This window comes from Rhodoferax sp. AJA081-3, assembly GCF_017798165.1.
Lineage (GTDB): Bacteria > Pseudomonadota > Gammaproteobacteria > Burkholderiales > Burkholderiaceae_C > Allorhodoferax.
Genome location: NZ_CP059068.1, coordinates 152,027 through 178,859, shown reverse-complemented (window position 1 = coordinate 178,859; position 26,833 = coordinate 152,027). Strand labels below are relative to the sequence as shown.

At 61.9% G+C, this 26,833-nt stretch carries 21 protein-coding genes and 2 riboswitches; of the genes, 11 read left to right on the top strand and 10 right to left on the bottom strand.

The window, feature by feature from the left end; genetic code table 11:
* Nucleotides 1-76: 76 nt before the first annotated feature.
* Both aceF and aceE read right to left on the bottom strand, forming a co-directional pair.
* Complete coding sequence (aceF, locus tag HZ993_RS00890; RefSeq protein ID WP_209395404.1) at nt 77-1,753, bottom strand: dihydrolipoyllysine-residue acetyltransferase; 1,677 nt, start codon at nt 1,751-1,753, stop codon at nt 77-79.
* 21 nt (nt 1,754-1,774) lie between these two features.
* Nucleotides 1,775-4,480 (bottom strand): pyruvate dehydrogenase (acetyl-transferring), homodimeric type, encoded by a 2,706-nt coding sequence (aceE, locus tag HZ993_RS00885; protein ID WP_209395403.1) that lies wholly within the window; start codon nt 4,478-4,480, stop codon nt 1,775-1,777.
* A gap of 154 nt (nt 4,481-4,634) precedes the next feature.
* Between aceE and HZ993_RS00880 the strand changes: the two genes are divergently transcribed.
* The 5 genes from HZ993_RS00880 (at nt 4,635) to HZ993_RS00860 (ending at nt 11,647) form a co-directional block, all read left to right on the top strand.
* Complete coding sequence (locus HZ993_RS00880; protein ID WP_209395402.1) at nt 4,635-7,169, top strand: PAS domain-containing sensor histidine kinase; 2,535 nt, start codon at nt 4,635-4,637, stop codon at nt 7,167-7,169.
* A 16-nt stretch (nt 7,170-7,185) separates the two neighbouring features.
* Entirely contained in the window at nt 7,186-7,812 is a 627-nt protein-coding gene (locus tag HZ993_RS00875) for a response regulator transcription factor (RefSeq protein ID WP_209395401.1), read from the top strand.
* 133 nt (nt 7,813-7,945) lie between these two features.
* Entirely contained in the window at nt 7,946-8,836 is an 891-nt protein-coding gene (gene folD / locus HZ993_RS00870) for a bifunctional methylenetetrahydrofolate dehydrogenase/methenyltetrahydrofolate cyclohydrolase FolD (protein ID WP_209395400.1), read from the top strand.
* A 48-nt stretch (nt 8,837-8,884) separates the two neighbouring features.
* On the top strand, nt 8,885-10,933 hold the full coding sequence (locus tag HZ993_RS00865) for a M3 family metallopeptidase (protein ID WP_209395399.1): 2,049 nt from the start codon (nt 8,885-8,887) through the stop codon (nt 10,931-10,933).
* 54 nt (nt 10,934-10,987) lie between these two features.
* Entirely contained in the window at nt 10,988-11,647 is a 660-nt protein-coding gene (locus HZ993_RS00860) for a DUF4124 domain-containing protein (RefSeq protein ID WP_209395398.1), read from the top strand.
* Nucleotides 11,648-11,665: 18 nt separating this feature from the next.
* Here HZ993_RS00860 and rpiA read toward each other — a convergent pair whose 3' ends face one another.
* Complete coding sequence (rpiA, locus tag HZ993_RS00855) at nt 11,666-12,379, bottom strand: ribose-5-phosphate isomerase RpiA (RefSeq protein WP_209395397.1); 714 nt, start codon at nt 12,377-12,379, stop codon at nt 11,666-11,668.
* Nucleotides 12,380-12,427: 48 nt separating this feature from the next.
* Here rpiA and HZ993_RS00850 point away from each other — a divergent pair, with 48 nt between their 5' ends.
* Nucleotides 12,428-13,489, top strand: coding sequence for a quinone-dependent dihydroorotate dehydrogenase (locus tag HZ993_RS00850; RefSeq protein ID WP_209395396.1), 1,062 nt, complete (start codon nt 12,428-12,430; stop codon nt 13,487-13,489).
* An 87-nt stretch (nt 13,490-13,576) separates the two neighbouring features.
* Entirely contained in the window at nt 13,577-14,578 is a 1,002-nt protein-coding gene (locus tag HZ993_RS00845) for a tripartite tricarboxylate transporter substrate binding protein (RefSeq protein ID WP_209395395.1), read from the top strand.
* Between the two features lies 1 nt (nt 14,579).
* Here the strand turns inward: HZ993_RS00845 and HZ993_RS00840 are convergent, their stop codons facing one another.
* Nucleotides 14,580-15,683 (bottom strand): NAD(P)/FAD-dependent oxidoreductase, encoded by a 1,104-nt coding sequence (locus HZ993_RS00840; protein WP_209395394.1) that lies wholly within the window; start codon nt 15,681-15,683, stop codon nt 14,580-14,582.
* Between the two features lie 25 nt (nt 15,684-15,708).
* On the bottom strand, nt 15,709-16,242 hold the full coding sequence (locus tag HZ993_RS00835; protein WP_209395393.1) for a hypothetical protein: 534 nt from the start codon (nt 16,240-16,242) through the stop codon (nt 15,709-15,711).
* Between the two features lie 108 nt (nt 16,243-16,350).
* On the opposite strand from HZ993_RS00835, the gene HZ993_RS00830 reads away from it, so the two are divergent.
* The gene (locus HZ993_RS00830; protein WP_209395392.1) at nt 16,351-17,052 is read left to right on the top strand and encodes a PilZ domain-containing protein; all 702 of its coding nucleotides are present in this window, start codon (nt 16,351-16,353) and stop codon (nt 17,050-17,052) included.
* Here the strand turns inward: HZ993_RS00830 and HZ993_RS00825 are convergent, their stop codons facing one another.
* The 5 genes from HZ993_RS00825 to HZ993_RS00805 form a co-directional block, all read right to left on the bottom strand.
* A complete protein-coding gene (locus tag HZ993_RS00825; protein ID WP_209395391.1) occupies nt 17,053-17,490 on the bottom strand; it encodes a biopolymer transporter ExbD in 438 nt (145 codons plus the stop codon).
* A gap of 14 nt (nt 17,491-17,504) precedes the next feature.
* The gene (locus tag HZ993_RS00820; RefSeq protein ID WP_209395390.1) at nt 17,505-17,945 is read right to left on the bottom strand and encodes a biopolymer transporter ExbD; all 441 of its coding nucleotides are present in this window, start codon (nt 17,943-17,945) and stop codon (nt 17,505-17,507) included.
* A 2-nt stretch (nt 17,946-17,947) separates the two neighbouring features.
* Nucleotides 17,948-18,865, bottom strand: a complete 918-nt coding sequence (locus HZ993_RS24915; RefSeq protein WP_209395389.1) for a MotA/TolQ/ExbB proton channel family protein — start codon at nt 18,863-18,865, stop codon at nt 17,948-17,950.
* 26 nt (nt 18,866-18,891) lie between these two features.
* A complete protein-coding gene (locus HZ993_RS00810) occupies nt 18,892-20,046 on the bottom strand; it encodes a hypothetical protein (protein ID WP_209395388.1) in 1,155 nt (384 codons plus the stop codon).
* 80 nt (nt 20,047-20,126) lie between these two features.
* On the bottom strand, nt 20,127-21,731 hold the full coding sequence (locus HZ993_RS00805; RefSeq protein ID WP_209395387.1) for a methyl-accepting chemotaxis protein: 1,605 nt from the start codon (nt 21,729-21,731) through the stop codon (nt 20,127-20,129).
* A 126-nt stretch (nt 21,732-21,857) separates the two neighbouring features.
* A riboswitch (glycine riboswitch) is annotated at nt 21,858-21,960 on the top strand.
* 20 nt (nt 21,961-21,980) lie between these two features.
* Nucleotides 21,981-22,112, top strand: a riboswitch (glycine riboswitch).
* A gap of 73 nt (nt 22,113-22,185) precedes the next feature.
* On the opposite strand from HZ993_RS00805, the gene gcvT reads away from it, so the two are divergent.
* From gcvT to gcvP, 3 genes are all read left to right on the top strand, one after another.
* Nucleotides 22,186-23,358, top strand: a complete 1,173-nt coding sequence (gene gcvT, locus HZ993_RS00800; RefSeq protein WP_245213769.1) for a glycine cleavage system aminomethyltransferase GcvT — start codon at nt 22,186-22,188, stop codon at nt 23,356-23,358.
* Nucleotides 23,359-23,409: 51 nt separating this feature from the next.
* Nucleotides 23,410-23,778 (top strand): glycine cleavage system protein GcvH, encoded by a 369-nt coding sequence (gene gcvH / locus HZ993_RS00795; RefSeq protein WP_209395385.1) that lies wholly within the window; start codon nt 23,410-23,412, stop codon nt 23,776-23,778.
* A gap of 113 nt (nt 23,779-23,891) precedes the next feature.
* Nucleotides 23,892-26,789, top strand: coding sequence for an aminomethyl-transferring glycine dehydrogenase (gene gcvP, locus HZ993_RS00790; protein ID WP_209395384.1), 2,898 nt, complete (start codon nt 23,892-23,894; stop codon nt 26,787-26,789).
* Nucleotides 26,790-26,833: the final 44 nt, after the last annotated feature.

Genomic DNA, 26,833 nt, shown 5'->3' with positions numbered 1-26,833 from the left:
CTTACCAATCAGTTGGGGACAGAGCTACGCTGCTCTGCGGTCTGTCCCACAAGGAGTTTTACAAAGGACTGGCTGCTTAGAGCAACACACGGCGGAAGTCACCCAGGATCTGGCCCAGGTAGACGTTGAAGCGCGCAGCGGCGGCGCCGTCGATGACGCGGTGGTCCCAGGTCAGCGACAAGGGCAACATCAGACGCGGCTGGAATGCCTTGCCGTCCCACACGGGTTCCATCGTCGAGCGGCAGACGCCCAGGATGGCGACCTCGGGCGCGTTGATGATGGGCGTGAAGTAACGCCCGCCAATGCCGCCCAGGCTGGAGATAGTGAAACTGGCGCCGGACATTTCTGCCGGGCTCAGCTTGCCATCGCGCGCCTTCTTGGCCAGTTCGCTCATCTCCTGGCTGATCTGGAAGATGCCTTTTTTGTCGGCATCCTTGATGACCGGAACCATCAGGCCATTGGGCGTGTCGGCCGCAAAACCGATGTGGTAGAACTGTTTGTAGATCAGCGCGTCGCCGTCCAACGAGCTATTGAACTCGGGGAACTTCTTCAGCGCGGCCACGCAAGCTTTGATCAGGAAGGCCAGCATCGTCACCTTGACACCAGACTTCTCGTTCTCCTTGTTGGTGGAGACGCGGAAGGCTTCCAGGTCGGTGATGTCGGCATCGTCGTGGTTGGTGACGGCGGGAATCATGATGGCGTTGCGCAGCAGGTTGGCGCCGCTGATCTTCTTGATGCGGCTCAGTTCCTTGCGCTCAATGGGGCCGAACTTGGCGAAGTCCACCTTGGGCCAGGGGATCAGACCCAGTCCGGCACCGTCGCCACTGCCCGCTGCAGGCTTGTTCTGCGCCGCAGCAGCCAAGGTCTGGATGGCGCCGCTCATCACGGATCGGGTGAAGCCTTGCACGTCTGCCTCGGTGATACGGCCTTTGAGGCCACTGCCTTTGACCTCGTTCAAGGGCACGCCCAGTTCGCGGGCAAACTTGCGGACCGACGGTGATGCATGCGGCAAGCCTACGGGTGCAGCGCCGGGCGCGTGCGCAGGCACGGCGAAGCCGGGCGCAGCTGCGGCAGCTGCGGGGGCAGAGACTGCCGCAGGAGCAGCCGCGGTAGGCGCTGCAGGTGCCGCTGCGGGAGCAGCAGCCGGTGCAGCCACCGCGCCACCAGCCACGCCTTCGAGAATCACCACCAGGTCACCGATGTTCACGGTGTCTCCCAGCTTGACCTTGATCTCTTTGACCACACCCGCGGTGCTGGACGGGATCTCCATCGATGCCTTGTCCGACTCCACGGTCACTAGGCTTTGCTCCACCTTGACCATGTCGCCCACCTTGACCAGCAGTTCAATGACGGTGACGTCCTTGAAATCGCCAATGTCGGGAATACGCACTTCCACCGGGCCGCTGGATGCCGCGGCCACCGGTGCGGGTGCTGCAGCAGCAGGAGCTGCAGCTGGCGCTACAGAAACAGGAGCGGTAGGTACAGCGGCGGCGGGGGCTACAGCCTGATTTTGCTCAGCGCTTTCGAGCGAGACGACGATCGAGCCTTGCTTGACCTTGTCGCCCAATTTGACCTTGATCTCCTTGACCACACCACCGTGGCTGGACGGGATTTCCATGGAGGCCTTGTCAGACTCCACAGTGATCAGCGATTGTTCAGCCTTGACGGTGTCGCCAACCTTGACCATCAGTTCAATGACGGTGACTTCGTCAAAGTCGCCAATGTCGGGAACCTGGATATCGATAGATGCCATTTTTGTTGTCTCCGGTTTTTCTTATGCGTACAGCGGGTTGATCTTGTCAGCCTTGATGCCGTACTTGGCAATCGCCTCGGCCACCTTGGCCACCGGCACGGTGCCGTCTTCGCTCAGCGCCTTCAAAGCGGCGACAACGATGTAGTGGCGGTTCACCTCAAAGTGCTCGCGCAGCTTGGAGCGGAAATCGCTGCGGCCATAACCGTCGGTGCCCAGCACCTTGTAGGTACGGCCCTTGGGGATGAAGGGGCGGATCTGCTCGGCGTAGGCCTTCATGTAATCTGTGGAAGCAACCACCGGACCCTTGGCCTTGTCCAACTGCTGCGCCACAAAGGACACGCGGGGTGTCTCCAGCGGGTGCAGCAGGTTCCAACGCTCGGCGTCCTGGCCGTCACGGGTGAGCTCGTTGAAGCTTGGGCAGCTCCACACGTCTGCCGCCACGCCCCAGTCTTTTTCCAGCAGCTCTTGCGCTGCAATGCTTTCGCGCAGGATGGTGCCCGAGCCGAGCAACTGCACACGTGGTGTCAGCTTGGCGCCTTCCTTGCACATGTACATGCCCTTGATGATCTGCTCTTCAGTACCGGGTGTGAGGCCGGGCATGGCGTAGTTTTCGTTCAGCAGCGTCAGGTAGTAGTAGACGTTGTCCTGCTTCTCCACCATGCGCTTGAGGCCATGGTGCAGGATGACACCCACTTCGTGCGCGAAGGTGGGGTCGTAGCTGATGCAGTTGGGAATGGTGCCAGCCATGATATGGCTGTGGCCGTCTTCGTGCTGCAGGCCTTCGCCGTTCAGCGTGGTACGACCCGAGGTGCCGCCCAGCAGGAAGCCGCGGGCCTGCATGTCGCCAGCAGCCCAGGCCAGATCACCAATGCGCTGGAAGCCGAACATGGAGTAGTACACATAGAACGGGATCATGATCCGGTTGCTGGTGCTGTAACTGGTGGCAGCCGCAATCCAGCTGCTCATGCCGCCGGCTTCGTTGATGCCCTCTTGCAGGATCTGGCCGGCCTTGTCTTCCTTGTAGTACATGACCTGGTCTTTGTCGACCGGGGTGTACTGCTGTCCCGCAGGGTTGTAGATACCCACCTGGCGGAACAGACCTTCCATACCGAAGGTACGGGCCTCGTCCACCAGAATGGGTACGACGCGGGGGCCCAGGGCCTGGTCGCGCAGCAACTGCGTCAGGAAACGCACATAGGCCTGGGTGGTGGAGATTTCACGGCCTTCGGGCGTGGGGTCCATCACGGACTTGAAAGTCTCCAGCGACGGCACGGTGAACTGCTCGTCCGACTTGGTGCGGCGGTGCGGCAAGTAGCCACCCAGCGCCTTGCGGCGCTCATGCAGGTAGCGCATTTCGGGCGTGTCGTCGGCCGGCTTGTAGAACGGCAGCTTGGGCAGTTCACTGTCGGGAATCGGGATATTGAAGCGGTCGCGGAAGGCTTTGATGTCTTCGTCGGTCAGCTTCTTGGTCTGGTGCACATTGTTCTTACCCTCGCCAGCCTTGCCCATGCCAAAGCCCTTGACGGTCTTGATCAGCAGCACCGTGGGTTGACCCTTGTGGTTGACGGCCTTGTGGAAGGCGGCATAGACCTTCTTGGAATCGTGGCCGCCGCGGCGCAGGTCAAACACCTCTTCGTCGCTCATTTTGGCGACCATTTCCAGCGTGCGCGGGTCCTTGCCGAAGAAATGCTTGCGCACATAGGCGCCGTCGTTGGCTTTCATGGCCTGGTAGTCGCCGTCCAGCGTGTCCATCATGACCTTCTTGAGCGCGCCGTCCTTGTCGCGCGCCAAGAGCGGGTCCCAACCGGAGCCCCAGATCAGCTTGATGACGTTCCAGCCCGCACCGCGGAATTCGCCTTCCAGCTCCTGGATGATCTTGCCGTTGCCGCGCACCGGGCCGTCCAGGCGCTGCAGGTTGCAGTTGATGACAAACACCAGGTTGTCCAAGTTTTCACGGGCTGCCAAACCGATGGCGCCCAGGGATTCGACCTCGTCCATTTCGCCGTCGCCGCAGAACACCCAGACCTTGCGGTTTTCGGTGTTGGCAATGCCGCGGGCGTGCAGATATTTCAGGAAACGGGCCTGGTAGATGGCCATCAAGGGGCCCAGGCCCATGGACACCGTGGGGAACTGCCAGAACTCGGGCATCAGCTTGGGATGTGGGTAGCTGGACAGGCCCTTGCCGTCCACTTCCTGGCGGAAGTTCAGCAGTTGCTCTTCGGTCAGGCGGCCTTCCATAAAGGCGCGGGCATAGACACCGGGGGACACGTGGCCCTGGATGTAGAGGCAATCACCGCCATGGTTTTCACTCTCGGCGTGCCAGAAGTGGTTGAAGCCGGCGCCAAACAGACTGGCCAGGGATGCGAAGGAGCCAATGTGGCCGCCCAAATCACCACCGTCAATGGGGTGGTGGCGGTTGGCCTTGACGACCATGGCCATGGCGTTCCAGCGCATGTAGGCGCGCAGGCGTTCTTCAATTTCCAGGTTGCCGGGGGATCGCTCTTCCTGATCGGGCTCAATGGTGTTGACGTAACCGGTGGTAGCCGAGAAAGGCATGTCGATGCTCTTCTGGCGGGCATGTTCGAGCAATTGCTCCAACAAGAAGTGCGCCCGCTCGGGGCCTTCGGCCTCGATGACGGCGGACAAGGCGTCCATCCATTCGCGGGTTTCCTGGCTGTCCAGATCTGAATTGGGCACGCTGGTGGCGCCAGGGGGAACTGCTGACATGGATGTCTCCTCGTTGTTTTGAAGCAATTTAGTACGTTTTAGGTCGTTCTACCTATTCTCACATAAGTTTTTTAAAATTTCAACTGGCGCATATTGATTTCATATTATGAATTTCAAAACAATGCTCTTCTAGGAGCTGACCTACACTAGAGAAATGCCTTTGCCCAAGCTGATTTCCCTGCCAAACCCGCTGGCCTTGCCAGCCATGGAGCGAGCCCGCCGCTGGTGGCAAATGCTCGCGCCCCACCGCCAGGACCGCTTGGCCGTGCTCGCCCCTTTGGCGGCTGTGTTGTTGTTTTTTGCCGCCATCGTGGCCGCCCTCGGTTACTTGCGACTGGAGGAAATGGACCGCGAACAACAGGCCGTACAACGCGATGTGGAGTACACCCAACAGCGTCTGCGCTTGCGCTTGCTGGAGCGCCAGGAACAGTTGATGCGTATTGCACGGGAGATATCCAACCGTGAGCTGGATGTGGACGAGTTTCGCAACCGCGCGCGCTCCCTGCTCAACCAATACCCTGAACTGCAGGGGCTGGCCTGGGTAGACGAACGCCGCCGCGTCAAATCGGCGCAGGGTACTGCCGTTTTGATCGCCGCCCAGTTGAATGCCCCCAGCGATGGTGGCCAACGTAATGAAACCCTGAGCGGTTTTCTGGCGGCTCGCGAACTGGAGCAGCCCGTCTACGTGCAGCCCCTGGGCACGCCCCAGGACACACCGTTTCTGCAAATGCACTTGCCGTTAACCGACCGCACGCGTTTCTCGGGCGTGTTGATTGCGGAATACTCCATAGACGGTCTGTTCCGGTATGGTGTGCCTACCGAGGTCACGTCCCGTTACGCCATATCCTTGCAAGACGCCAAGGGCGGGCTGCTGGCGGGTATCGCCATACCCGCCAAACAAACGGTAGACAATCTTCTGCCCTGGGCAGGCCCGACCAATGAATACTCCATGCCGGTCTCTCCCGTGGGCAGTGCATTGGTGGTGCGGGGCCAGGCCTACCGCGCGTCATTGGGTGTCATAGGTAGCGGACTGTTCTGGCTGGTCAGCACCCTGAGTGTGATGACCGCCTGGATGCTGATTGCCAACTGGCGCCACACGCGCCGGCGTATGCAGGCGCAGCAGGCCCTGATTTCTGAGACCACCTTCCGCCGCGCCATGGAAAATTCCATGTTGACCGGCATGCGGGCCATGGATTTGCAAGGCCGCATCACCTATGTAAACGCAGCCTTTTGCCAGATGACCGGCTGGACCGAACCCGAACTGGTGGGCCGCACCGCTCCCTTTCCCTATTGGCCCGAAAGCGACCGGGAGCAGTTGCACTCCCTGTTGAATGAAGAGCTGGCGGGCAATAGCGCGCCCGGCGGCATACAGGTGCGGGTGCAGCGGCGTGACAGCAGCCTGTTCGACGCCCGCCTTTACGTGTCGCCTCTGATCGATGCCGTGGGCAAACAAACGGGCTGGATGACCTCCATGACCGACATCACCGAACCCAACCGGGTGCGGGAGCAGTTGTCGGCATCCCACGAACGGTTCACCACCGTGCTAGAAGCGCTGGATGCTTCCATTTCCGTGGCACCCCTGGGTAGTGACGAACTGCTGTTTGCCAACAAACTCTACCGCCAGTGGTTTGGTTTGCAGGCCCACGGCCACCTGCAGCTGGTGGCACAGGCCGGTGTGCCGGACAGCCCGCCCAACGACGAGGCATCCGACAGTGTGGATTCCTTTGCCGGCTTACCCACCACCGCCCTGCCCGACACCGAAACCGAGAGTGCCGAGATTTTTATACCCGAACTCAACCAGTGGCTGGAGGTGCGCACCCGTTACCTGAGCTGGGTGGACGGCCGTTTGGCCCAGATGGTCATTGCCACCGACATCACCTCCCGGCGACTGACCGAAGAACAGGCCGCCAGCCAGACTGAGCGCGCCCAAACCGCCAGCCGCCTCATCACCATGGGCGAAATGGCGTCCAGTGTGGCCCACGAGCTGAACCAGCCGCTCACCGCCATCAACAACTATTGCAACGGCATGGTCTCGCGCATCAAGGCGCAACAAATCAATGAAGAGGAGCTGCTGGGTGCGCTGGAAAAGACTGCCAAACAGGCCCAGCGGGCCGGTCAGATCATCCACCGCATACGTTCCTTCGTGAAACGCAGCGAGCCCAACCGTACGCCGTCGGAGGTGACCAACATCGTGGCCGAAGCGGTGGAACTGGCCGAAATTGAACTGCGCAAATTCAATGTGCGCCTGAACCACTACGTGGCCGCCCGCCTGCCCACGTTGATGGTGGACCCCATATTGATTGAGCAGGTGCTAATCAACCTGCTGCGCAATGCCGCGGAATCGATAGACATGGCCCTGCGCCAGACCTCGCAGCGTATTGTGGAGTTACGGGTGGTGCCCAAGGTGATGGACGACAAACATGTTGTCGAGTTTTCGGTGCAGGATACCGGCAAGGGCCTGGCACCCGAGGTCATGGCCCGGTTGTACGAAGCCTTCTACTCCACCAAGTCCGATGGCATGGGCATTGGCCTCTCCTTGTGCCGCTCCATCGTGGAATCCCACTTGGGGCGGATGTCGGCAGAGAACCTCTACAATGGCGACGAAGTAGCGGGGTGCCGATTCTCATTCTGGATACCGCTGACCGAAGTTAGCCCCAGTTTGACGAGACATCCGCGCAAAAACAACTAAAACCCTGGAAACCTGAATGAGCCTGCTTCCCAAAAAAGGTACTGTTTACGTTGTGGACGACGACGAGGCCGTGCGCGATTCGCTGCAATGGCTGCTCGAAGGCAAGGGCTTCAGGGTCCGCTGTTTTGACTCTGCCGAATCCTTCCTGAGCCGTTACGACGCACGCGAAGTCGCATGCCTGATTGTCGACATCCGCATGGGTGGCATGACCGGGTTGGAGCTGCAAAGCCGCTTGATCGAAGCCCGCTCGCCACTGCCCATCGTCTTCATCACCGGCCATGGCGACGTACCCATGGCGGTGGACACCATGAAAAAAGGCGCCATGGATTTCATCCAGAAGCCCTTCAACGAAGACCAGTTGGTGGGCCTGGTGGAGCGCATGCTGGACCATGCCAAAGACTCCTTCAGCGATTTCCAGCTGGCCGCCAGCCGCGACGCCCTGTTGTCCAAGCTGACCCTGCGCGAATCCCAGGTGCTGGAGCGCATCGTCGCCGGACGCCTGAACAAACAGATTGCCGACGACCTGGGCATCAGCATCAAGACGGTAGAGGCGCACCGCGCCAACATCATGGAAAAACTCAGCGCCAACACCGTGGCAGACTTGCTGAAGATTGCACTGGGCCAAGCCGCACCCAAAGCTTGAAGCCCGAAGCCTTTAATATGTTGGGGACAGAGCTTGTGCTACGCACTGCGGTCTGTCCCGCAAAGCTATTTATTCATAGCACCCCACGCCCGCCCCACAAGGACTGCGGGCGTTTTCTATTTGAAAGCAGCACATGACCACACCCCTTGCCCAAAACATTGACGGCGTTGCCCTCTCTGCCAAGCTGCGTGCAGACATCGGCGCCCGCGCCCAGGCCCTCACCACACGCGGGGTCACGCCCGGTCTGGCCGTTATCCTGGTCGGTGAAGACCCGGCCAGCGCCGTGTATGTGCGCAACAAGGTCAAGGCCTGCGCAGATACCGGCATCCGTTCGGTCTTTGAAAAATATGAGGCAACGCTCAGTGAAGCAGAATTGCTGGCCCGCATTGCCGCCCTGAATACCGATCCCAGCATCCACGGCATCCTGGTGCAGATGCCCTTGCCCAAACACATCAATCCGCACAAGGTTATCGAAGCCATCTCTGCCAGCAAGGATGTGGACGGCTATGGCACTTTGAGCGCCGGAGAACTGATGACGGGTCAAGCCGGGTTCCGCCCCTGCACACCCTACGGTTGTATGAAGCTGATCGAGACCACCGGAATAGACCTGCGCGGCAAACACGCGGTGGTGATTGGGCGCAGCAATACGGTGGGCAAACCCATGGCCCTGTTGCTGTTGCAGGCCAATGCCACCGTCACGGTGTGCCACAGCGCCACGGCCGACATGGGCCACCACACCCGGCAGGCCGATGTGATTGTTGCTGCGGTGGGCAAACGCAATGTGTTGACGGCCGACATGGTCAAGCCCGGTGCTATCGTTATCGACGTGGGCATGAACCGGGACGATGCCGGCAAACTCTGCGGCGATGTGGATTTCGCCGGGGTGCGCCAGGTAGCCAGCCATATTACACCCGTGCCCGGTGGCGTGGGCCCCATGACCATCACCATGCTGCTGGTCAATACGCTGGAAGCGGCGGAGCGCAACGCAGCCCAACTTGATTCCACAGTCAAAGCCCCCAAATAAAGCAACGTAACGCTGCCCCTATCTATAAGCCCACAAGCGAACGCCCCTATGAACCCATTGCTGATGTCCTCCACCCTGCCCCTGTTTGACCAGATTCAACCCGAACACGTGAGCCCCGCGATTGACACCCTGTTGGCGCAAACCAACGCGGCACTGGAAACGGTGACTGCACCAGAGTTCCCCGCCGAGTGGGCGGCCATTGCCAAGGTGCTGGACGTGGCGACGGAAAAGCTGGGTATCGCCTGGGGTTCGGTGAGCCACCTCAACAATGTGGCCGATACCCCCGAGTTGCGCGCCGCCTACAACGCGGCCCTGCCCACGGTGACGGAGTTCTGGACCCGCCTGGGTGCCGACGAGCGGCTGTACGCCAAGTACAAGGCCATCGACGTGCAGACGCTAAACCCGGAACAGCGCCAGGCCCACAAGAACGCGCTACGCAATTTTGTGCTGGGCGGCGCCGACCTGGTGGGTGCCCAGCGCGAGCGTTTTGCCGAGATCCAGGAGCAACAGGCTGCCCTGAGCCAGAAGTTCAGCGAAAACACGCTGGACGCGACCGATGCCTTCAGCTACTTCGCCACGGCCGACGAGATGGCTGGCGTGCCGGATGACGTGCAGCAGACTGCACTGACCGCCGCGCAAGCCGAAGGCAAGGCGGGTTACAAACTGACGCTGAAGATGCCCTGCTACCTGCCCGTCATGCAATTCGCCCATAGCAGTGCGCTGCGCGCCACGCTGTACCGTGCCTACGTCACCCGTGCCTCGGACCAGGCAGGTGGTGATGCTGACACGAAGAAGTTTGACAACAGCGAAGGCATTCGCAACATACTGACCCTGCGCAAGGAAGAAGCCGCGTTGCTGGGTTACCCCAATTTTGGCGCCTTGTCTCTGGTGCCCAAGATGGCACCATCGCCCGACGCCGTCATCAGTTTCCTGCGCGACCTGGCCCGCAAGGCCCGCCCCTTTGCCGAAAAAGACTTGGCCGACCTGCGCGCCTTTGCCAAAGACGAGCTCCATATCAACGACCCGCAGGCCTGGGACTGGCCCTACATCGGTGAAAAGCTCAAGGAAGCGCGTTACTCCTTCAGTGAACAAGAGGTCAAGCAGTACTTCACCTTCCCCAAGGTGCTGGCCGGTTTGTTCAAGATTTCCGAAACCCTGCTTGATATCGCCATCCGCCGGGATCAGGCACCCGTTTGGAATGCCAATGTGGAGTTCTACCGCATCGAGCGCCAAGGCCAGCTTGTTGGCCAGTTTTATCTGGACCCGACCGCCCGCGTGGGCAAACGCGGCGGCGCGTGGATGGACGACGTCTGCGCCCGTTGGCTGCGCCCTGACACCGCGCAACTGCAAACGCCGGTGGCCCACCTGGTGTGCAACTTTGCCGACGGGATCGAGGTCGATGGCAAGAAGCAGCCTGCCCTGCTGTCGCACGATGACGTTACCACGCTGTTCCACGAATTTGGCCATGGCCTGCAACACATGCTGACCCAGGTCAACGAACACGACGTGTCCGGCATCAGCGGTGTGGAATGGGACGCCGTGGAGCTGCCCAGCCAGTTCATGGAAAACTTCTGCTGGGAGTGGAGCGTGCTGCGCCACATGACATCCCATGTGGAAACCGGCGAGTCCCTGCCCCGCGCCCTGTTCGACAAGATGCTGGCCGCACGCAACTACCAAAGCGGCCTGCAGACCCTGCGCCAGATTGAGTTTTCGCTGTTCGACATGCTGTTGCACACGGCGCATGATCCGCAGCAGGATTTCATGCCCCTGCTGAACCAGGTGCGCGCCGAGGTGGCGGTGATGATGCCGCCGGAATGGAGCCGCACCGCCCACACCTTCAGCCATATTTTTGCCGGCGGCTACGCGGCGGGTTATTACAGCTACAAATGGGCCGAGGTGCTGAGCGCAGACGCCTATGCAGCGTTTGAAGAAACCGCCGGGCCCGACGGTACGCCCAACCTGGAAACTGGCAAAAAGTACCGTGAAGCCATCCTGGAGTCGGGCGGCAGCCGGCCGGCCATGGAGTCCTTCAAGGCCTTCCGCGGCCGCGAACCTTCGCTGGATGCCCTGTTGCGCCACCAGGGCATGGCGGCATAAAGCCACTAGCATGCGTGTTATGCAACACTACGCCTATCGAACAGGAGCTCGCACATGAACAACAATTCACAACGCACTACCGCCTTGCTGCTGGGCGGCGCAGCCCTGCTCTGCGCTCTGGGCGCCCAGGCACAGGCTGTTTACCGCATCGTCGGACCTGACGGCAAAGTCACTTTTTCGGACAAACCACCCGCCAATGCCCAGCAAGGCAAGGTGGCTACCACCGGAGTGGGTGCCGCCGCTGCGGCCAGCAACAATGGCAGCCTGCCCTTTGAGTTGCGCCAGGTCGCAACCAAGTATCCGGTGGTGTTGTACACCTCTGAAAAGTGTGCGCCCTGTGATAGCGGCCGCTCCATGTTGACCAGCCGTGGCATACCCTTTAGTGAGCGCACCGTCATCACCAATGAAGACAGGGCTGCCCTGCAACGCCTGACAGGCGATACATCCCTGCCATACCTTACGGTGGGCGGCCAACGCATCCGCGGTTACTCGGATTCGGAGTGGACGCAGTACCTGGATGCGGCGGGTTACCCCAAGAGCTCAGCCCTGCCCGCAGCCTACAAAAATGCGCCCCCCACGCCCCTGGTTCCGCTGCCAACGGGCTCACCCGCCGCCAAAGCTGCCGAAAAAGCGGCTTCGGCGACAGCCTCTGAGCCCGTAGCCCCACCGCAACCCACCGCCAACCCGGCAAACCCAGCCGGCATCACGTTTTAACGCGGGGGCTTTGGGCTTTTAGAACGTCAGAGTCTTCACGCCGCTGGCCGTGCCCAGCAGGCAGACCTGGGCCCGCTGAAACGCAAACACGCCTACGGTCACGACACCTGGCCACTGGCTGACCTCGGCTTCAAACGCCACCGGGTCGGTGATCTGCAAACCGGTCACATCGACAATGACCTGGCCGTTGTCGGTGACCAGCGGTTTGCCGTCTTTCAGGCGCACTTTCGCTACCCCTCCCTTGGCCGCAAACTGGGCAATCACACGTTGCGTGGCCATGGGAATCACCTCGACGGGTAGTGGGAAAGCGCCCAGTGTCTGCACCAGCTTGGATTCATCGGCAATACACACAAAACGGTCGGACTGGGCCGCAACAATCTTCTCGCGTGTCAGTGCTGCGCCGCCACCCTTGACCATGTGGCCTTTGCCATCAATCTCGTCAGCACCATCGATATAGACAGACAGACGTGGCACATCGTTGGAGTCAAACACCGGAATGCCCAGTGCCAGCAGCCGCTCGGTGCTAGCCACCGAGCTGGACACGGCCCCCTTGATCTGGTCTTTCATGGTAGCCAGTGCGTCGATGAATTTATTGACCGTGGAGCCGGTGCCCACGCCCACAATTTCGCCGGGCACCACGTATTGCAGGGCCGCCTGGCCCACCAGGGTTTTGAGCTGATCCTGGGTCAGCGGGGTTGCCGGTGCGGCTGCGGGAGAGTTGGATAGGGTCATAAGCGAAAATTGGGGAAGTTAGAAATTATTTGCTACAGGAATTATCCAATGTCTCTTGTCCCCTACGGCCTGGCCCGTCTTGCCCTCTTCAACCTGGATGCCGAAACCGCCCACGACATCACCATGGCCGGCCTGGCACACACCCAGGGCACACCCCTGCAAATGGCCTACTGTGAGAGCCGGGTGGACGACCCCATCGAACTGGCCGGTCTGCGCTTTCCCAACCGCGTGGGCATGGCCGCCGGGCTGGACAAAAATGCCCGCTGCATCGACGGCCTGGGCGCCATGGGTTTTGGTTTTGTCGAGGTGGGCACGGTCACCCCCAAGGCCCAGCCGGGCAACCCCAAGCCGCGCATGTTCCGCCTGCCCAAGGCCAACGCGCTGATCAACCGCCTGGGTTTCAACAACGACGGGCTGGACGCCTTTGTGGCGAATGTGCAGCGCTCGGCCCTGCGCCGCCAGAAAAACCACAGCCTGCTGCTGGGCCTGAACATCGGCAAAAACGCCGCCACACCGATTGAAAACGCGACCGAAGACTATTTGATCTGCCTGGACGGCGTCTACCCCCATGCCGACTATGTGACGGTCAACATCTCCAGCCCCAACACCAAGAACCTGCGGGCCCTGCAGAGTGATGAGGCACTGGACGGCCTGCTGGGCGCGATTGCCGAGCGGCGCGCGGTGCTGGCCCAAAAACACGGCAAACGCATCCCGATTTTTGTGAAGATCGCACCCGATCTGGACGAAACCCAGGTCGGCGTGATTGCCGCCACGTTGATGCGCCACGGCATGGATGGCGTGGTGGCCACCAACACAACCCTGGGTCGCGATGCGGTCAAGGGCCTACCCCATGCCGAAGAAGCCGGAGGCCTCTCAGGTGCGCCGGTGTTTGAGGCCAGCAACCGTGTGATCACGCAGCTGCGTGCGGCACTGGGGCCACAGTTCCCCATCATTGGGGTGGGCGGCATCATGAGTGCGGCCGATGCCGTGGCCAAGATCCAGGCCGGGGCCGACGTGGTTCAAATTTATACCGGGCTGATTTACCAAGGGCCACCACTTGTGAAGGACGCGGCCCAGGCGATCAAAAGCCAGGCGCCGCGCAAGCCATAGCGGGTTTCTCCCTAGGGTTTTGGACAGCCGATTGACAGGCTGGAGCCGCACCATCGGCCCCACGCCCACCCATCGGAGAAACCTGTCATGTACCACCCCCAACGTCGCCACATCCTGGGCGCTACCGCCGCTGCCTGGTTAGGGAGCACATGGCCCGCTGCCATGGCACAAACTGCAGCGGTCAAGCCAAAGAACGCCTCCAAACTGGCGCAAAAACTGCGCATTGTTATCCCCGCCAACCCGGGTGGCGGTTGGGACCAAACGGGCCGCGCCCTGGGCAGTGCCATGGTGTCCAGCGGGGTGGTGGACGAGGTCGAGTATGAAAACAAGGGTGGCAAGGGTGGCACCTTGGGCCTGGCCTACTACGCCGAGAAGTACCCAAACGACCCCAACAGTCTGTTGATGGGTGGTGCAGTGATGGTGGGCGCGGTGGCATTGCAAAAACCCGCCGTGGACCTGGGCCACATCCAGCCCGTGGCGCGTTTGACCAGTGATTTCGAGGTGCTGGTGGTCGCCAGCCATTCACCCATCAAGACCGTGGCCGACCTGGCCAGCGCGATGCAGAAGAACCTCAAAACCGTGCCCATTGCCGGAGGCTCGGCTGGCGGCGTGGACCATATGTTTGCCGGTGTGCTGGCGCGCGCGGTGGGCGCCAACCCGCAAGACCTGAACTACCTGCCGTTTGCCGGTGGTGCAGACGTGGTGTCTGCCGTGTTGTCCGACAAGGCGATGGTGGGCATCTCAGGATTCAGTGAATTCAGCACGCAGTTGGCCGAAGGCAAGTTGCGCGCCATCGGCCTGTCGTCCAGGCGCAGCATGTTTGGCATCCCCACCATTCGTGAACAGGGTGTGCAGGTGGAAATGGCCAACTGGCGGGGCGTTTTTACCGGGACCGGCGTGGCCGCCGCACGCCGCGAAGAAATGGTCGATGCCGTGCAACGTGCCACGGTGCAGGACGTGTGGAAAAACACGCTGAAACAAAACCACTGGGCCGCATCGTGGTTGGCCGGTGCCGATCTGAACAGTTTTATCGACTTTGACCTCACCACCGCACGTGTGATGGTGCACCTTCTGAAGTTCAAGACCTGACTTACCGCGTCAAAGCCACCACCTTTTCGGCGATTGCCAGGCAACTGGTCAAACCCGGAGACTCGATACCAAACAGGTTGACCAGACCGTGCACACCATGGACCTGGGGTCCCTGGATGCAGAAGTCCCGGGCGGGCTCGCCGGGGCCGCTGATCTTGGGGCGAATGCCTGCGTAGGCCGGTACCAGGGCGCCATCGGGCAAGTCTGGCCAGTACTTGCGCACTTCGGCATAGAACGCGTCGCCGCGTGCAGCCTGCACCTCGGTGTCGTCGGGCGTGTCCACCCACTGCACATCCGGACCAAAACGCGCCTGGCCACCCAGGTCCAGCGTCAGGTGTACACCCAGGCCAGCTTCTTCCGGTACCGGGTAGATCAGGCGTGAAAATGGCGTGCGGCCACTCAGGGTGAAATAACTGCCCTTGGCGAAGTAAGCCTGGGGCACATGGCGCGGCGCCAGTCCGGCAAAGCGCCCAGCCAGGGCTGGCGCCTGCAGGCCCGCAGCATTGACCACCGTTTTGGCAAGTAGCCGGGTTCCGTCAACCGCTACCAATTCAATAGCACTATCCTTATATTCCGCGAGGGCTAGAGGCGAATTTAACGCAAGCATCCCGCCCAGGTTCTCAATATCCCCCAGCAGCGACAGCATCAGCCCATGGCTGTCCACAATGCCTGTGGAAGTCGAATGCAATGCGGCGATGCAGTGCAGTTCGGGCTCTTCAGCCTGGGCTTGGGCGGCGTCCAGCCACACCAGATCGTGCACACCGTTGGCAATGGCGCGGTCCTGAATCGCCTGCAGCTTGGCCACTTGGTCCGGCACTGTGGCAACGATGAATTTGCCACAGCGGCTGTGGCCGATGCCGCGCTCCGCGCAGTAGGCGTACAACAACGCCTTACCACGCACACACAGTTCGGCCTTCAGTGAACCCGTGGGGTAATACATGCCGGCGTGGATGACCTCGCTGTTGCGCGAGCTGGTCTGGGTGCCGATGGCATGGCAGGCCTCCAGCACCAGCACCTCGCGCCCAGCCAGCGCCAGGGCGCGCGCCACGGCAAGCCCCACCACACCGGCACCTACGACCACACAGTCGACGTGTTCTGCGCTCACCGGCTACCCCACTGCGCGCTATCGCTCATCGCATCTCCAGCCCCGATGCACTATTGGTTTCCCACAGCTGTTTTCCGGGCGGGACGCTCAGGTGCGCCCGTGCTTCGGTGGGCGCCATGCCAAAGGTCAGGCTGGCCTGGCCTGTGGCGGTTTGTCCGTAGCCATAACCCCGTGTTTCACCAATCAGCGCCATGCGTATTTCGGCGGTGGAGCCTTCGTTGCAGCGCAGGTCAATCACGCCATAGGTTGTGGCCGTATAACGAAAACGGCCTAGGCAGCTGTTCAGGATGGGGCGCTCCACGGGGCTTGCTAAGGGTTTTGCGGGGCTCATAAAGTCAAACGGGTTGTCATTCGCCGGTTTTGCCACGTCGACCCGCAAGGCCACGGTGCCGGTGCGGTCGGTGTACAGCGTCATTTCGCCCTGAACCAACTGTTCGTTGACGATGGCATAGGCCGTCACACGGGTGGCCAGGGCTGCCAGACCTGTGTCATTGATATCCGCGCAGGCTGACAATAGCCCCAACATGCACAGAGTGGTCAGGGTGCGCGAGTGTTTCATTCTGGTCTCCTTGAGTCGGCCAACGCCCAAAACCGACGCTTTGCCGGTGTACTATCTTAGCCAGTAGCCAAGCCGTGTAAGCCCGATAAAGCACTTGAAAGCGCACCCATGAGCCTAGAAGACGCCGCCGCAGCCACTCCCAATGTCAGCCGCGTACCCCTGAAAGCCCTGGGCCTGCGCACCGGCATGGCGCTACAGACCCGCCGCCTGGCGGAAGGTGCCAGCAAAAAGGAGGCGCAGTTTTACGGTGCCATCGAAGGCAAGGGAGTCATGGTGGGTCCGCTGGGGCCTGACGGTGTGAAAACCGAGCTGGACGAAGGCGACATCTGCGTGGTGCGGGGTTTTACCGGCCAGTACGAGTTTTCATTCCTGAGCAAGGTGTTGCAAACCTTCCAAAAACCCTTTGCCTACGCACTGCTGGCCTACCCGGCCCAGGTGGATGCCACGCTGGTGCGGCAAAGCATGCGCACCAAGACCTCATGGCCGTCCACCGTGCACGTACCCCCCAAGAACGGCGGTGCCGATATAGGCCCTCAAGAGGCCAGTCTGGTCGACATCAGCCTGCAGGGCGCCATGATCAAGACCAGCTCGGCATTGGCCACCGTGGGCGATATGGTTACGCTGGGCCTGACGGTGACGTTTGACAACGCACCGGTGCAGTTGAACCTGACCGCCAGCATTTGCCACAACAACCGCGGCGCCAACGATGCGTCGTATTACATAGGCCTGGCGTTCAAGAACCTGACCCAGCATGACAAGCTGGTGCTGCACTTCGTCACGCAGGCACCCCAGGCACCTGCAGCCGCTTAGTCAGGGATTAGCGTAAGCGCCCAGCCCCACCACACCAATTTTCAGCAAGCCTTGGCGTTGCGCTGCAGTCAAGACGGCCGCTACCGTTTCGTATTTGGTCTTGGCATCCGCATGCACATGGATCTCGGGCTGCTTTGCCTGCTGGGCCGCCTGCATGAAGCGCGCATCCAGCGCGGCGCGGTCGGCCACCGGCTCACCGTTCCATTGCACCTGGTTGCTACTGGACACTTCCAGCCGCACGACCACCGGCTCGGGCGCGTCGGGCGGCGGCAGACCGGCGGGCAAATCCATATTGACCGAATGCAACTGGATAGGAATGGTGATGATCAGCATCACCAGCAACACCAACAACACGTCGATCAGCGGCGTGGTGTTCATGCTGGGCTCGGCGTGGTCTTGGTCTTCACCCGCTTCGTCGTCGTGGAATTCAATGGCCATGGTGGGTGCTCGGCTCAGGGGGGCGGTTCGGTCAGGAAACCTATACGCGCTATGCCCGCTGTCTGGCAGGCCAGCACCACCCGGGCCACGGCCGCAAAGTCGGACCCTGCGTCGGCGCGGATATGGACCTCGGGCTGCGGCGTTTGCGCAGCGATCTTGGCCAGTCGCTGACGCAATAGGTCTGGCGTAGCCAGTTTGACATCGAACCAGTAGCTGGAACCAGCTGCATCCACCGACACAATGACTGTCTCGGGAAACAACTGGCGCAACTGGTTGCTTTCGCGTGGCAGCTTCACGGCAACCGCCGCATTGACTACGGGAATAGTGATCAAGAAGATGATCAGCAGGACCAGCATCACGTCCACCAGGGGCGTGGTGTTGATCTCGGACAACATCTCGTCGTCGCTGTCCGGCCCGTGCAGGCCATCACCGGCGGAGTCGAAACTGATGGCCATGGTTAGGCGGCGGTCCGGCTGGCAACGCGCCGGCTCTTTTCAATCTCGATCAGGAACAGCGTGTGCAGATCTGAGCCAAAACCCTTGACGCTGTGCAGGGCGACCCGGTTGCGCCGCACCAGCCAGTTGTAGCCCAGCACGGCGGGCACGGCCACGGCCAGGCCCAGTGCCGTCATGATCAGCGCCTCACCCACCGGGCCAGCCACCTTGTCGATGGAGGCCTGGCCGGTAGAGCCAATGGTGACCAGCGCGTTGTAAATGCCCCAGACCGTGCCGAACAGGCCTACAAACGGCGCGGTGGAACCCACCGTGGCCAGTATGGACAGGCCGGACTGCATGCGCATCTGCAGGGTGCTGACGTTGCGCACAATGTCCTGGCTCAACCAGGCGCCCACCTCGACCTGACCGGCCAGCGCCTCGTATTTGCGCAGTGCGTCCATCGCGGAGTCGACCAGAAAACGGAACGGGCTTTCCTTGCTCAAGGCGGTGGCACCTTTCTGCAATGAGTCTGCGTTGGAAAAAGCCGTGCGGGCCGCAAGTGCCTGCGCGGCCTGGCGGCGCTGCTCCAGCAGCTTGGACACGATCACATACCAGCTCAGCAACGACATCAGCACCAGCAGGATCAGGGTTGTGCGGGTCACGATATCGCCCTGCCCCCAGGCCACTTGCAAACCATAGGGATTGGGGTGGGCGCTGGTGGCCGCACTGCCCAACGCTGGTGACATGGCCTGCGCCGCGTTGTCACCCGCCACCACATTTCCAACCGGAGCCGGCGCGGTTGCTGTGGGGGCTGCCGCAGGCGCCTGTGCCAGTGCAGGCGCGCTGCACAGGCAAGCCACGGCCAATGCGCTGGCACCCACAACGGTCTGAAAAGCCCGCACAGAGCGGGGCACAACAACGAAAGAGGAGATAGGGTTCATGACCAGTTTTCCTGTGAAATGTGTATTCATTTGCATTTGCCCTGCAGAGCCTGCGCGGCGAGCGCCGGGCCCGCCAGCAGACCGCCAAAATTAACCTGCCCCTGGCTGACCGTGCCGGTCTGCTCCTTGCCCAGGCAATCGGGGGTGGCTGCACCCTCCATGGCCGCGACAAACTTATTCTTGCGGCCACCCGGGTTCAGTTGCTCATTGGCCAGCTCGGCAAAACTCTTCTGGCGCGGCTGCATCTTCATGTAGTCCGGGTAAATGATGCCGGAGCCACTGGGGCCGCCAGCGGCTGCTGGCGATCCACCGGCAGGTCCGCCACCTGGCGCCGCAGCGGCGGGGCCGGAAGCAGCGGGTTTTTCCACCGGCGTGATGGCCAAAGCCCGTGCGGGAGCGGCTGTGGGTGCGGGCGCCGGGGCTGGGGCCGGGGCCGGGGCGGGCGCGGGACTGGGCGCTGGGGCCGGGGCTGGTGCTGGGGTGGGCGCAACCGGTGCGGGACTGGGTGCTGGCGCAGGGGCCGGTGGAGCCGGCGCGGGCGCGGGCGCGGGCGCGGGCGCTGGTGGCGTAGGTGCCGGTGCAGGCGCTGGGGTCGGGGCTGGCGCAGGCGCCGGAGTGGGTGTCGGAGTAGGTGTTGGCACTGGCACGGGTGCTGGCTCGGGCGTGGGCACAGGCACCGGTGGAGGCGCCGGGGCGGGCACCGGAACTGGCGTGGGGGCCGGCGCAGGCTCCACCACCGGCACGGGCACGGGTACTGGAATCGGTTCTGGCGCAGGAGCAGGCGGTGGGGGAGGCACCACCGTGGGGGGCGGAACGGGCACGGGCTCCAGCGCAAGCTGCACGGGTTTCACCACCGGCACCACTTCGGCAATTTTCTGCGGTGGTTTTTCCACCGGGCGTTTGGCAACCCTGTCGACCTGGATGGCGTTGGTGGTGGAGACCGGGGCCTTGACATCTCGCACTTCGCGTGGCGCCTTCACCGCCGGGGTGGGCGGGCGCTCTTTGGGCGGGGTGATGGGATTCAGCAGCTGGTAAACCACATTACGCGTTACCTGCAGGGCGGGCGCCGCCGCCTGCAACATCATCCACAACAGCGCAATGTGGACAAGCCCCACCGTCACCAGCACGGGCAGGGACACGCGTTCCTGCTGCAGCTCGGCTTTGGACAGTGGATCAAACATCGGCAGGGATTTTCCTCAGAACGGGCGCATGCCCTTTGGGCCTGCAATGGCCTGAGTTTAATCTGCCCAATTGCGGGGGACTAACCGTGTGCCGGCAACACGGCAAACGGGCCACGCCCCACACCGCTACCCGACGTCAACCGGAACACCGAAACCGCCGCATGCAGCTGATCCGCCTCTGCCGACAGGCCCCGGGCTCCAGCTGCTGACTCCTGCACCATGGCCGCGTTCTGTTGGGTGGACTGGTCCAGCCCGCCCATCGCCGCACTGATAGCGCGTATGCCTTCGACCTGCTCATTGGCAGCCACACGGATCGCCTCGATCACCGTTGAAACATTGCCCACACTGGAAACAATTTCGCGCATGGTCTGCCCCGCAGTCTCCACCAGCGCGGAGCCTTGTTCAACCTTTTCTACAGAGGAAACAATAATCGCCCTGATCTCGCGCGCAGCCTCTGCGGATCGCCCGGCCAGACTCCGCACCTCGCTGGCCACCACGGCAAAACCACGACCCTGCTCTCCGGCCCGCGCAGCCTCCACGGCGGCATTCAGTGCCAGGATATTGGTCTGAAACGCAATGCCATCGATCACGCTGATGATGTCTGCAATCTTGTGCGACGACGTATTGATGTCCTTCATGGTGTGAACCACTTCGGCCACCACGTGCCCGCCGCGCTGGGCATCTTGCATGGCCTGTGCGGCGGTGCGAACGGCCTGCAGGGCAGAGCCAGCGGTGTGTTCCACGGCCACCGAGAGCTGGTCGATGGATGCGGTCGCCTGTTGCAGGGAGTCCGCTGCGTGCTCGGTGCGGGCCGACAGATCACCGTTGGCGTGGGTGATTTCCGCGGTGTTGTTGCGCACAATGTCCACACCACTTTGAACCTCGCTTACCAACCGAACCAATGCCGTATGCATGCTGCCCAGATCGCGCTGCACGTCACCAATCTCGTCCCTGCCGCCTGCTTGTAGATGCGCGGTCAGATCCCCGTTGCCCCATGCATCGGCCGTGTCCTGCAAATGTTTGATGGGCGACACAATCGAATGGATGATGGCCAGCACCAGCAGCGTGGCCAACACCGACACACCAACCGTGGCACCCGCCACCAACCAGGGCGCCTGGTTGCCCGTGACCGCCAGCGCCTTGCGCTGTTCAACCGCCCGGGTGGAGATTGAAACGCTCAGGTCAGCTAGCGCCTTGTCGGCCTGCCGTATGTCGGCCTTGAGTGGGGTCATGGCCTTGTTGGCAGCCCAGGGGTCGTTCAGTTCCCCACGCTCCAACTGGCCCAGAATGCCCCTGAATCCCTTGTCATACCCGTCAATGCCTTTGAGCATGCCCTCCAGCATGGCCGCTTCTGAAGGGCTGGCCAAGGTCAGGCCCCGTGTTATCGCCCCGCGTATCACGGCAATCTCAGCCTTCCACAGATCGGTGTAACGCAGGGTTTCCTTCTCGTCGCCCATGTTCAAAAACACGTCTTTTTCGTAACGGCGGGCATTGCCAATGGCCGCACGTACCTCGCTCACCGCCTGGACCGCCTCAAACTCGCCGTCAATAAACGCCGTGGCGCGATCGGTCTCGCGTTGGATGGTCAGTGACGAGAAAGCCCCCAACGCCAACAGTGCTGCAAGCGAAAACGCCAGCAGCAACAGCAATCGGGACCGGATGCGAATGTTGAATAAAAAGTTCATATGAATTCCTCTTCAATCGGCCTCTGGTGGTACAGATCGTCGCCCCCGCGACTGCGTACCCAAACATCATGCACTGATTCCATGACAGTTTGGTCTTGGTCGGACTTTCGCACACACTGGTTTAGAATCCGCGGGTCAGGAGAGAGTTTCCCCCGAGGAAACCGCCGAAGGCGCAGGACCGCTGATTGCAGCAGTCTGAACGCTCAGGCAAAAGGACTGACAAACGCCTTGCCCTAGCGATAGGGCAGGACGATCCCCACTGGAGAGAGGCGGCACACCACACGTGATGCCGTCCACCGAAGGAGCAAACCGCAGTTTGCGCACCGTTTGTGTGCAGCAAGCCCGGCGAATCTCTCAGGTAAAGCGGACAGCGGGGGCAAACCAGCCCATGGCATTGACTAAACAGTTATTGCCGTGGATAGTCCATTGCCCCCCAGCCGTCTGGAGACTGCCCTTGTCCGCTCCCACCGAATCCCCGCTGTTGATAACGCCCCTCAACGCCCTGCACATCGAACTGGGCGCCCGCATGGTGCCCTTTGCCGGTTACTCCATGCCAGTGCAGTACCCCGCGGGCCTGATGGCCGAACACCACCACACCCGCAAGGCAGCCGGCCTGTTTGACGTGTCCCACATGGGCCAACTGCGCCTGGTCGGCCCGGATGCCGCAGCGGCGTTCGAATCCCTGATCCCCGTAGACGTCATCGACCTGCCGGTGGGCAAACAACGCTACGGCCTGCTGCTCAATGACGATGGCGGCATCATCGACGACCTGATGTTCTTCAACAAGGGCAACAACGAGATTTTTGTGATCGTCAACGGCGCCTGCAAGGTCAACGACATTGCCCACATCCAGTACCGCATAGGCCACCGCTGCGAAGTCATCACCATGCCCGACCATGCGTTGCTGGCGCTGCAAGGCCCGCAGGCTGTCACCGCCCTGGCCCGCCTGGCGCCAGGTGTCGAAAAGCTGGTGTTTATGACCGGCGGCAACTTCACGGTGGATACCGGCACGCAAAAGATCGATGTTTTCCTGACCCGCAGCGGCTATACCGGTGAAGACGGTTTTGAAATTTCAGTGCACAAGGATCGGGCAGAAGCCCTGGCCCGCGCCCTGCTGGCCCAACCCGAAGTCAAGCCTATCGGCCTGGGCGCCCGCAACTCGCTGCGCCTGGAAGCAGGCCTGTGCCTGTATGGCAACGACATCGACGAGACCACCCACCCGGTAGAAGCCAACCTGAACTGGGCCATACAAAAGGTGCGCCGCACAGGGGGTGCACGCGAAGGTGGATTCCCAGGTGCTACCAAAATACTAGCAGCACTATCAGCGTCGACGGGGGCTACAGGCTCAAAACCCTTGGAAGAATCCCGTAAACGCGTAGGGCTGATCGCGCTGGAGCGTGTGCCTGTGCGGGACCACACCGAGCTGCAGGACGGCAATGGCAAGCGCATCGGTGAAGTCACCAGTGGCCTGCTCGGCCCCACCATCGACAAACCCGTGGCCATGGCCTATGTGGACGCAGCCTTCAGTGCGCTGGGCACCCAGGTGGTGGCCATCGTGCGCGGCAAGCCGGTGCCCATGGTGGTCAGCGCCATGCCTTTTGTGCCGACCAACTATTTCCGCGGTTAACCTCTTCCACTCCCCTCATTTATTCATCCCTTAATTCAGGAGCCAAGCACCATGTCCATCAAGTACACCCCCGACCACGAATGGCTGAACGTTGAAGGCGGCATCGCCACCGTCGGCATCACCCACCACGCGCAAGACGCGCTGGGCGACGTGGTGTTTGTGGACCTGCCCGAAGTGGGCAAGTCGTTTGCTGCCAAGGACATTGCTGGCGTTGTCGAGTCCGTCAAGGCGGCGGCCGATGTCTACATGCCCGTGACCGGCGAGATCACCGAAGTGAACGAGGCCCTGCGCGCCGACCCGGCGCTGGCCAATACCGATCCCATGGGTGCAGGCTGGTTCTTCAAGGTCAAGCTGTCTGCGCCTGCTGAACTGGACGCTCTGATGGACGAAACCAGCTACACCAGTTTCGCTGCAGGTTAAGCCCCCACGCTCCACCGCTTCGCGGGTCGCTGCCCCCCGAGGGGGCGAATTTTTCTAGGGGCGGCCCGTCGAAAAATTGCCCTCTCCTCCCCCAACACCACTGTTCCACGCCCATGTCCTCGACACCCACCCTCAAAGACCTCGAAAACGCCAGCGAGTTCGTCGCCCGCCACATCGGTATCGACGCCGCCGACGAAGCGCTGATGCTCAAAACCATTGGCGAAAGCTCGCGCCGCGAGCTGATCGACAGCATCGTGCCGCGCTCCATTGCGCGCCGCGAGGCGATGGATATCCCCGATGCCATCACCGAGGCCGCTGCGTTGGCCGAGATCAAGGTACTGGCGGGCAAGAACAAGGTGCTCAAGAGCTTTATCGGCCAGGGTTACTACGGCACACACACGCCTGGCGTCATCCTGCGCAATATCCTGGAAAACCCCGCCTGGTACACCGCCTACACGCCTTACCAGGCCGAAATCTCCCAGGGCCGCATGGAAGCGCTGGTCAACTTCCAGACCATGGTCTGTGACCTGACCGGCATGCCCATCGCCAACGCGTCCATGCTGGACGAAGCCACGGCCGCTGCCGAAGCCATGACGCTGGCCAAGCGCTCGGTCAAGGCCAAGGGCAATACCTTCATCATCAGCGGTGACTGCCACCCGCAAACCATCGAGGTCGTGCAGACCCGCGCCAAGCCGCTGGGTATCGAGGTGCTGGTGGCCATGAACGGCGAAGACTGGAACGACTGGCTGGCCAACCGCGACTACTTTGCGGTCATGGACCAGTACCCCACCACCAGCGGCGCCATTGGTGACCTGCGGGGTGAAGTGGTCAAGGTCCACGCCAAGAACGCCGCCTTCATCGTGGCCGCCGACCTGCTGGCGCTGACACTGCTGGTGCCCCCGGGTGAGTGGAACGCCGACATTGTGGTCGGTACCACCCAGCGCTTTGGCATGCCGCTGTGCAACGGTGGCCCCCACGCCGCCTATATGGCTTGCCGCGACGAATACAAGCGCTCGTTGCCCGGCCGCCTGGTGGGCGTCAGCATCGACGTGCACGGCAACCCGACCTACCGTCTGGCGCTGCAAACGCGCGAGCAGCACATTCGCCGCGAAAAGGCAACGTCCAACATCTGCACCGCGCAGGTGTTGCCAGCCGTGGTGGCCAGTATGTATGCCGTCTACCACGGCCCCGAAGGCCTGACCCGTATCGCCACCCGTGTCGCCACCTTGACCGCCATCCTGGCCAAGGGTCTGCAGGCGCTTGGCTACACCATGAGCCACCGCGACACCTTCCTGCAAGCCTTCGACACGCTGGCCATCAAGACCGAAGGTGCTACGAAAGAGATCGCGGCTCGCGCAGTATCCGCGGGGGCTAACATCCAGATTGCCTGGGGTGAGTACATCATCCTGTCGCTGGACGAAACCAGCACCCGTGACGACGTGGCGCTGATCTGGTCCTTCTTCGCCAAGCCCGGCCAGGCATTGCCCAAGTTCGCAGACTTTGAAGCTGGCGCTGCACCGCTGATCCCCGCCGCGCTGCGCCGTACATCCAAGTTCATGACCCACCCGGTCTTCAACACCCACCATTCCGAGACCGGCATGTTGCGCTACATCCGCATGCTCTCGGACAAGGACCTGGCACTGGACCGCAGCATGATCCCGCTGGGCTCTTGCACCATGAAGCTCAATGCCACCAGCGAGATGATCCCCATCACCTGGCCAGAGTTCGCCAATATCCATCCCTTCTGCCCGGCCGACCAGCGCCAGGGCTACACCGAGCTGGACGCACAACTGCGCGCCTGGCTGTGCGCCGCCACCGGGTATGCCGGCATCAGCCTACAGCCCAATGCGGGCAGCCAGGGTGAATACGCCGGGCTGTTGGCCATCCAGGCCTTCCATGCCAGCAAAGGCGATGCGCACCGCAATATCTGCCTGATACCCAGCAGCGCACACGGCACCAACCCCGCCAGCGCGCAGATGGTGGGCATGACCGTGGTCGTCACCAAGTGCGATGACATGGGCAATGTGGACTTGGCCGACCTGAAGGCTAAGTGTGAACAGCACAGCGCCAATCTGGCCTGCGTGATGATCACCTACCCCAGCACACACGGCGTGTTCGAAACCTCGGTCAAAGAACTGTGCGCACTGGTGCACCAGCACGGCGGCCGCGTGTACGTGGACGGCGCCAACATGAACGCCCTGGTCGGCGTGGCCGCGCCCGGCGAGTTCGGCGGCGATGTGAGCCACCTGAACCTGCACAAGACCTTCTGCATCCCCCACGGCGGTGGCGGCCCCGGCGTCGGCCCTGTGTGTGTGGTGGAAGACCTTGTACCCTTCCTGCCTGGACACGCCACTGGCGGCGTGCCCGGTACGGGCGCTGTCAGCGCAGCCCCGCTGGGCAATGCAGCCGTGCTGCCGATCAGCTGGATGTACTGCCGCATGATGGGTGCCGCAGGCCTGCAGCACGCCACCGAGGCGGCCATTTTGGCGGCCAACTACATCAGCACCCGGCTGAAGGACCACTACCCCACGCTGTACGCATCAGCCAACGGACATGTGGCACACGAGTGCATCTTGGACCTGCGCAACCTGAAGGACACCAGCGGCGTGATGGCCGAAGACGTGGCCAAGCGCCTGATGGACTATGGCTTCCACGCGCCCACCCTGTCCTTCCCCGTGCCCAACACGCTGATGGTGGAACCCACCGAAAGCGAAACCCTGGCCGAGATCGACCGCTTTGTGAACGCCATGATCGCCATCCGTGGAGAGATCACCAAGGTCGAGAAGGGTGAATGGCCACAGGACAACAACCCGCTCAAACACGCCCCGCATACCGCGGCCAGCCTGCTGGGCAGCGAATGGGACAGGCCCTACAGCCGCGAAGTGGGTGCATTCCCTCTGGCAACACTGAAGGCCGTGAAGTACTGGCCGCCCGTGGGCCGGGTGGATAACGTGTACGGTGACCGCAATCTGTTCTGCAGCTGCGTTCCCCTGACCGAATACGCAAGTTAAAAACCTTAAGGACGGCACCGCATTGCATGCAGCCGTCCTTGCCA

What these genes read in the sequence shown, in the direction of transcription:
- aceF (WP_209395404.1), bottom strand. Translation starts at nt 1,753, where the DNA reads ATGGCATCTATCGATATCCAGGTTCCCGACATTGGCGACTTTGACGAA.
- HZ993_RS00850 (WP_209395396.1), top strand. Translation starts at nt 12,428, where the DNA reads ATGTCTCTTGTCCCCTACGGCCTGGCCCGTCTTGCCCTCTTCAACCTG.
- HZ993_RS00820 (WP_209395390.1), bottom strand. Translation starts at nt 17,945, where the DNA reads ATGGCCATCAGTTTCGACTCCGCCGGTGATGGCCTGCACGGGCCGGAC.
- gcvP (WP_209395384.1), top strand. Translation starts at nt 23,892, where the DNA reads ATGTCCTCGACACCCACCCTCAAAGACCTCGAAAACGCCAGCGAGTTC.
- HZ993_RS00835 (WP_209395393.1), bottom strand. Translation starts at nt 16,242, where the DNA reads ATGAAACACTCGCGCACCCTGACCACTCTGTGCATGTTGGGGCTATTG.
- HZ993_RS00805 (WP_209395387.1), bottom strand. Translation starts at nt 21,731, where the DNA reads ATGAACTTTTTATTCAACATTCGCATCCGGTCCCGATTGCTGTTGCTG.
- gcvH (WP_209395385.1), top strand. Translation starts at nt 23,410, where the DNA reads ATGTCCATCAAGTACACCCCCGACCACGAATGGCTGAACGTTGAAGGC.
- folD (WP_209395400.1), top strand. Translation starts at nt 7,946, where the DNA reads ATGACCACACCCCTTGCCCAAAACATTGACGGCGTTGCCCTCTCTGCC.
- HZ993_RS00830 (WP_209395392.1), top strand. Translation starts at nt 16,351, where the DNA reads ATGAGCCTAGAAGACGCCGCCGCAGCCACTCCCAATGTCAGCCGCGTA.
- HZ993_RS00880 (WP_209395402.1), top strand. Translation starts at nt 4,635, where the DNA reads ATGCCTTTGCCCAAGCTGATTTCCCTGCCAAACCCGCTGGCCTTGCCA.
- HZ993_RS00825 (WP_209395391.1), bottom strand. Translation starts at nt 17,490, where the DNA reads ATGGCCATTGAATTCCACGACGACGAAGCGGGTGAAGACCAAGACCAC.
- HZ993_RS00845 (WP_209395395.1), top strand. Translation starts at nt 13,577, where the DNA reads ATGTACCACCCCCAACGTCGCCACATCCTGGGCGCTACCGCCGCTGCC.
- HZ993_RS00865 (WP_209395399.1), top strand. Translation starts at nt 8,885, where the DNA reads ATGAACCCATTGCTGATGTCCTCCACCCTGCCCCTGTTTGACCAGATT.
- rpiA (WP_209395397.1), bottom strand. Translation starts at nt 12,379, where the DNA reads ATGACCCTATCCAACTCTCCCGCAGCCGCACCGGCAACCCCGCTGACC.
- aceE (WP_209395403.1), bottom strand. Translation starts at nt 4,480, where the DNA reads ATGTCAGCAGTTCCCCCTGGCGCCACCAGCGTGCCCAATTCAGATCTG.
- HZ993_RS00810 (WP_209395388.1), bottom strand. Translation starts at nt 20,046, where the DNA reads ATGTTTGATCCACTGTCCAAAGCCGAGCTGCAGCAGGAACGCGTGTCC.
- HZ993_RS24915 (WP_209395389.1), bottom strand. Translation starts at nt 18,865, where the DNA reads ATGAACCCTATCTCCTCTTTCGTTGTTGTGCCCCGCTCTGTGCGGGCT.
- HZ993_RS00860 (WP_209395398.1), top strand. Translation starts at nt 10,988, where the DNA reads ATGAACAACAATTCACAACGCACTACCGCCTTGCTGCTGGGCGGCGCA.
- HZ993_RS00875 (WP_209395401.1), top strand. Translation starts at nt 7,186, where the DNA reads ATGAGCCTGCTTCCCAAAAAAGGTACTGTTTACGTTGTGGACGACGAC.